Below are 6,158 nucleotides of genomic sequence, written 5' to 3' on the forward strand. Positions count from 1 at the left end.
GCCAATACTAGGAAGCGGACTGCTGCCTTTGTAATTCTTTTTTAGCTTTCTTAAAAAAGTCATTTATAATTAACTTGGCAACTCCACCGAGCATACGCTGCCCAATAGATGCCACTTTTCCTTTCACGTCAGCTGTATACGTATAATGAAGTAACGTTTCATTAGCTCCATCAGATTCTAAATGAATATTTCCTTCTGCATCCACAATTCCTGGGTTGCCTTCCCCATGCACAATAAGAGTGTAGTGGTTTGGTTCCTCCACATTCGTTAATGTTATGGTTGCGTCATATTTTCCTTTAACAGACGCAATACCTACGGAAAGGTCGGCCTTATATTTGTTTTCCTCCATTTTTTCTAAGTCTTTGCATCCCATAATGCATTTTTCCAAAACGTCAGGATCCATTAATTGGTTAAATACCTCTTCCTTGTTACCTGGTAATTTGATTTCGCCTTTGCCTTCCATTTAGTATTCCTCCTTTACAACAGCTCGTTTTTTTTCTTGAATCTTTCTCCATATTCTATCTGGGGAAAGAGGAAGGTCATCTATCATAATGTCAAAGGGCGTCAAAGCATCCGTTACTGCATTTGCTATGACTGATGGAGCACTCATAGTGTTTCCTTCACCTAAACCTTTAGCTCCTAAAGGGGTGAGCGGAGAAGGTGTTTCTTGATGTTCGATTGTAATGTTTGGAATCTCTGTAGCAGTAGGACAAAGGTAATCCATAAAACTGCCGCTTTGCAGTTGTCCATTACTGTCATATGCCAGCTCTTCAAACATAGCTCCGCCAAGTCCGTGCGCCAGTCCCCCTAATATTTGTCCATTTGCTATAGTAGGGTTGAGCAATTTACCTGCATCATGTACAGTCACATAATCTAAAATGTCTACATGTCCTGTATCAGGGTCTACTTCCACGGTAACTACATCTGCAACAAAACCATACGTTACAGATCCATTCACTGTATCGTCATGTGCAGGTGCCTTAGCTGCTGAAATTGTATAAAACGCAGATTCGTGCATGCCTGGTTCCATGCCTTCTGGCAAATCTGTCGGGTTCCAATGCGCTGTACCTATCAACCTTTTTAAGCTCACTTGTTTTGTTTCATCTTCTTCTGCTACGGCCCGGCCATTTTTAATGGTTAAGTTTTGTGAAGACTCACCAAGTTGGTGTCCCGCAATACGAAGCAATTTATTACGAACTTTTTGAGCAGCTTGGTATATAGCACTTGACCCAATGGGAGCAAAGCGGCTGGAATAACTTCCTGAAGCAACGGACCAAGGGTTTGTGGCAGTGTCCATCTCAGCAATTACTTTTACTGCTTCTGGTTCCACATTTAACACTTCACTAACAATTTGTGCAGCTACCGTTTCATGACCTTGTCCCGATGGTACTGTGCTGATTCTGACCGTAACACTTCCTCGTGGATCAATACTGACAGTAGCTCCTTCTGCACATCCTGATTTAGGCAGAGACTGTTGACGCTCTTCTGGCGTTAGAGCGACCGTGACATAACCCATGTTAGACCCCGAAGGTTCCACAATCGCTGCTAAACCGATACCAAGATACTTTCCCTTCTTCCACGCTTCTTTTTGTTTCTTTCTAAATTCGTTATATTGAGCTGTGTCCAGGGCCGTTTTCAAGGCTTTCTGATAATTACCACTGTCATAAATGCCCCCAGAAGGAGTCTCATACGGAAAAGCATCGGAAGGAATTAAGTTTTTCTCTACTAAATCGACTGCATCGATATCCAACTTTTTTGCAATGTGCTGCATCATGCGCTCAAGCGGAAAATACAGCTGTTGTCCTCCGTACCCTCGTATGAGTCCAGTAGGACTTTTATTTGTCATAACAGCGACTGTTTCCATCTGTAAGTTTTTTATTTTATAAGGTCCAAGCGTATTAGAATGCGTTCGGTATAAACTCGCTGGTTCAGGGGCCCTTATATATCCGCCAACGTTGTCTACCATTTTCATTTTCATTCCAAGAATCGTACCATCATTATTTACAGCTGCATCTATCCAGGTCACTCTGTCTGTTCCACTAGAACTGGCCATCAAGTTCTCTTGTCGATCTTCCGTCCATTTCACTGGCACTCCTGCTTTTCTGGCAGCTACAGCCATTAAAACGATATACGGAAACATACCGGATTTAATTCCATAACTTCCGCCGATATCTTTTGGTACCATCAACCGCAGTTGGTTACTTGGAACATTTAATGCGGCTGACATCACAGTGTGTAAAGTAAACGGGCCATGGAAGTTAGCCCATACGGTATATTGATTTTCACTAGATGTATAATCTGCGATAACTCCATAATTTTCTACGGGAGTAGCACTATATTTTGGAAAGTGAAATTTATGGCTTATGACCATATCCGCTTCTTCAAAAGCTTTTTCTGAATCCCCATAATCATAGAATCGCTGGTTAGCAATATTGGTACCGATATTTTCGTGTAAAATCGGTGCATCATGCTCCATTGCTTCCTCAATGTCGACTACGGCATCAAGAGGTTCATATTCTACTTTAATCGTATCTAACGCATCTTCAGCGAGATACCGATCTTTTGCTATTACTACAGCTACAGGCTCTCCTACAAATCTCACTTTATCTACAGCTGCAGGGTAATAATGGATAGGTTCTGATACACCTACCGGGAAGGGTTTTGTATGTTCTAAAATATCTTCTCCGGTTAGTACGTCCACAACCCCCTCCATCTTTAAGGCTTGTTCGGTATTGATTTTTTTAATGTTTGCATGGGCATACGGACTGCGCAAAATCGCTGCGTGATGAATATTAGCGAAAGGCTCTAAGTCATCAACATAACTTCCTTCACCTGACATTAATCGTGCATCTTCTACCCTGCGCATAGAATGTCCAATTCTATCAGTCATTTTTGAACACCTCTTTTAGAACATAACGTTCATAGTCTTGCTTTGTATCAATGTCATGCAGTTTAAATCCTTTTTTATGCAACAAGCGGCGATCTTTTTTGTTATTTTCTATTACCATTCTGCCTCCTTTATCTCCACTTACTTTTTTTAAATCTTTAAACAATGTTTTATCAAAAAGTACTGGATGATTTGGAATTCCGTCATAGGCTGGCTGACTGATAACAACACGTTCTTTTGTGTAATGGCTAATGAGGTCATTTATCACTTCTTCTTTCATACCAGGTTGATCACCAAGTAAAATACCTGCTGCGTCGATACCTTTTGGCAAGTTATCTATTCCTTTCTTTAAGGAAGTACTCATTCCTGATGCAGCTTCACTATTCCAAACAACTTTTACATCCAAATCCTTCAACTCATTTTCTAATAATGGGAAATGTGGATTGAGCACAACAACTATTCCATCAGCTTTACTGTTACATGCTGTTTTAACAACCATTCTTAACATGCTTTCTTTAGGAGCGGGAAATAAAAGCTTTTGTGCTCCCATCCTCGTAGAGAATCCCGCCGCTAATACAACCAACCAAATTTTTGTTTTTTTATTCATCTTTTAAAACCTTTTCATGAAAGCACTTTCATTTTTTGTCCGTGAATGGAACCTGCCTTCAAATGAAGAGATGAACCGTTACGACCGTTTTTCACTTTTAACATTTCGGCTAGAATGCTTAACGCAATTTCCTCTGGAGTTTCTGCACCGACATCAAGCCCCACCGGATAATGCAAATTGCTCATATCGCTTGGAAAAGTTGTTCCTTGTCTTTCTAGCGATTCCATTAATCTTCTTGTTCGTTGTCTAGCTCCCAAAACCCCAAGATATGTTAGATTTTTTGATAACATTTTCTCTAAATAAAACAAATCTTTTTCAAAATGATGAGACATGATGACAACGGACACATCTCCCTCAAAGTCCAATGTTTCCATATCACCTGGAGAAGAAATATGCACGAAACGGTCTATATGTGGAAACTTTTCTCTCGTCAAGTATTCAGGACGATGGTCAACCAAACTCACATGCCACCCCAAATTTTTTGCTAATTGAGTAACTGGAACGGCATCGGATCCTGCTCCAAAAATTACAATTTTTGGAGTAGGTTGTATAGTTTCCATAAAACATTCAACTGGAAACGGTTTCCCCTCTTCTTTAGAAAGCGCTTTTATTTTAAATAATGTATAATCCTCCACCTTTGAAGGGTCGGTTTCTTCCATAAAATCGTTATAGTCCCACACACTGCCCGCAGATATTTTTTCTTCTTCTCCTGATCTTGTCACAGTAACAAGTCTATAGGGCTCGGGACTCGTTAATGATTTACGATAAGTGAGTAGAATGTTGTGAGCGACCAAAGGATTTTTTTCCGGGTCAAACAATTGGAGAAATATGGTGAGTCCTCCGTCACATCCAACTCCTAACCCCCATAAAGCATCCTCGTCTCTTAAATCATAATTTATAATTTGAGGTTCTCCAGTTCTCATAACTGTCTTACAATATTCAAATATATCTCCTTCTACACACCCCCCACTTAAAACGCCAATTATATTTCCGTTTTCATAAAAAATACTTTTAGCTCCAGTCTGACGGTATGTTGAACCTTCCGTATTTATAATAGTGGCAATTACTGCTTTTTCTTTGTGAAGCCAGCAATGTTCTAGTTCATTTATAAGATGAAGCATAATATTCACCTCATTTAACGGTTATAAGTGGATTATATAAATAGTTTTGATGTAATTGTTTTAAAATTCACTTTATTCCATTTTCATTATTTTGCTTTTTTCGACAAGGATTTTAAAAATAATAAAAGTTTTATTTTGTGGTCTTAAGCCTATTCTTCTCGGGTTTTCCCTCAATTTATATTACGTGTCTTGCCAAAACTTCAATCGGCATTTTAATAATTTTTTAAACTTTCATTTATATAAGAAATATTCTGTAAGAAGCTTTTGATCAGGATAATTCGCTTTATCTAAAAAATTAAAAGCAAAATATTGAAAGTTGCGATTTACTTATACAAGTTATTTTTATGAATAATTGATTCGCCCCATAAAAAAACACGCTGAACAACTTATTAGGATTAGTCATTCAGCGTGTTTTTTTATGGATCAAGAAGTTAGAAGATATTATGAGCTATAGTCTAGTTGGCCTAAAGGGCCCGTTATTTCAAATCATTACGGAAATGCGCTTTGAGTGATACTTCAATCCTACCCGCCGCTTACTGGCGGAATCAAAGCAACCGTATCTCCCTCTTCAAGCACTTCCGATCCATCAGCATACTCTTCATTTACTGCTGCCATCGTATGATCAAGAGAAGATAAGCCATGTTCTTCTTCAAGCCATTGCTTTAATTGGTCTATTGTTACACCAGCTTTTTCTATTTCCAAACTGTTCTTTCTGGTTTCTTCTTGCAGCCGGGCAAAAAACAACACTTTAATCATTGCTTGCTCCTTTCGGGGGTTTTCCTTCCGGATAGGGAGTGTTTTCTAACTGATCCCCGATCCAGGCTGAGCCATCATCCCAATGCTCTTTTTTCCATATAGGCACGATCTCTTTGATACGCTCAATGATGTACTCATTGGCCTCGTAAGCAGATTTTCGGTGAGGGGAGGATACGGCGATCACGACAGCCGCGTCTGATATTTCTAATGTGCCAGTTTGGTGAGTGATCGCGCTCCTCGTATCCGGCCATTTTTCTTGTACTTCCTTATCAATCTGTGCGAGCATTTTTTCAGCCATATCTTTATAGGCCTGGTACTCCAACCTTAATGTTCGTTTACCATGTGTAAATTCACGGACGGTGCCGATAAAGGTCGTAATCGCTCCACATTCACGGCGCTTGACTTTCTGAATGACATCCTCTATGGAAATAGGATGATCCGTCACCTCAAAGCGTTTATTTTCACTCATCTCTTTCCCACCTTTTGAAAATATATATCATCTCTACTCCTTTTCTTTTGCGATAAAGCGGTGGTATAAATCTTTGGCTTTGTTTATTTCTTTTGTTCCATGGACAAGCACCCGGCCGTCCTGAAAAACGGCGAGCCGGCAGTCGCTTAGCTTGCAAATGAGAAGATAGCTGTTTTTACGTACTTTACCGAATTCACTAAGCTCGCTCTCCAGGTTGTTAAAATCATACTCTTGTTTTTCAGAGGGACGAATTTGGACGGTGTTTCGTCCGCATAAAACTTCAAGCTTTGTGTCCTGTTCGTTCACTAAGTACAGGTA

Annotated in this window: 6 protein-coding genes and 1 pseudogene; all 7 read right to left on the reverse strand. The window is 39.8% G+C overall.

Annotated features, from left to right (window positions below):
* Positions 1-7: 7 nt before the first annotated feature.
* Positions 8-463, reverse strand: coding sequence for an SRPBCC family protein (locus tag ACE1TI_RS17185; RefSeq protein WP_375008785.1), 456 nt, complete (start codon positions 461-463; stop codon positions 8-10).
* On the reverse strand, positions 464-2,890 hold the full coding sequence (locus ACE1TI_RS17190) for a xanthine dehydrogenase family protein molybdopterin-binding subunit (RefSeq protein WP_375008786.1): 2,427 nt from the start codon (positions 2,888-2,890) through the stop codon (positions 464-466).
* On the reverse strand, positions 2,883-3,494 hold the full coding sequence (locus ACE1TI_RS17195) for a nucleotidyltransferase family protein (protein ID WP_375008787.1): 612 nt from the start codon (positions 3,492-3,494) through the stop codon (positions 2,883-2,885). Before ACE1TI_RS17195 ends, ACE1TI_RS17190 begins: the two co-directional genes overlap by 8 nt.
* A 14-nt stretch (positions 3,495-3,508) precedes the next feature.
* Positions 3,509-4,615 carry an XdhC family protein gene (locus ACE1TI_RS17200; RefSeq protein WP_375008788.1) on the reverse strand — a complete coding sequence of 369 codons (1,107 nt, stop codon included), beginning with the start codon at positions 4,613-4,615 and terminating at the stop codon, positions 3,509-3,511.
* Between the two features lie 522 nt (positions 4,616-5,137).
* Positions 5,138-5,371, reverse strand: coding sequence for a molybdopterin converting factor subunit 1 (moaD, locus tag ACE1TI_RS17205; RefSeq protein WP_375008789.1), 234 nt, complete (start codon positions 5,369-5,371; stop codon positions 5,138-5,140).
* Positions 5,364-5,840 carry a molybdenum cofactor biosynthesis protein MoaE gene (locus tag ACE1TI_RS17210; RefSeq protein ID WP_375008790.1) on the reverse strand — a complete coding sequence of 159 codons (477 nt, stop codon included), beginning with the start codon at positions 5,838-5,840 and terminating at the stop codon, positions 5,364-5,366. Before ACE1TI_RS17210 ends, moaD begins: the two co-directional genes overlap by 8 nt.
* Before the next feature lie 33 nt (positions 5,841-5,873).
* Positions 5,874-6,158 (reverse strand): annotated as a pseudogene (locus tag ACE1TI_RS17215) (thiamine biosynthesis protein MoeB); the annotation flags it as partial.

This window comes from Alteribacillus sp. JSM 102045 (genome assembly GCF_041949975.1).
Classification (GTDB): Bacteria; Bacillota; Bacilli; order Bacillales; family Marinococcaceae; genus Alteribacillus.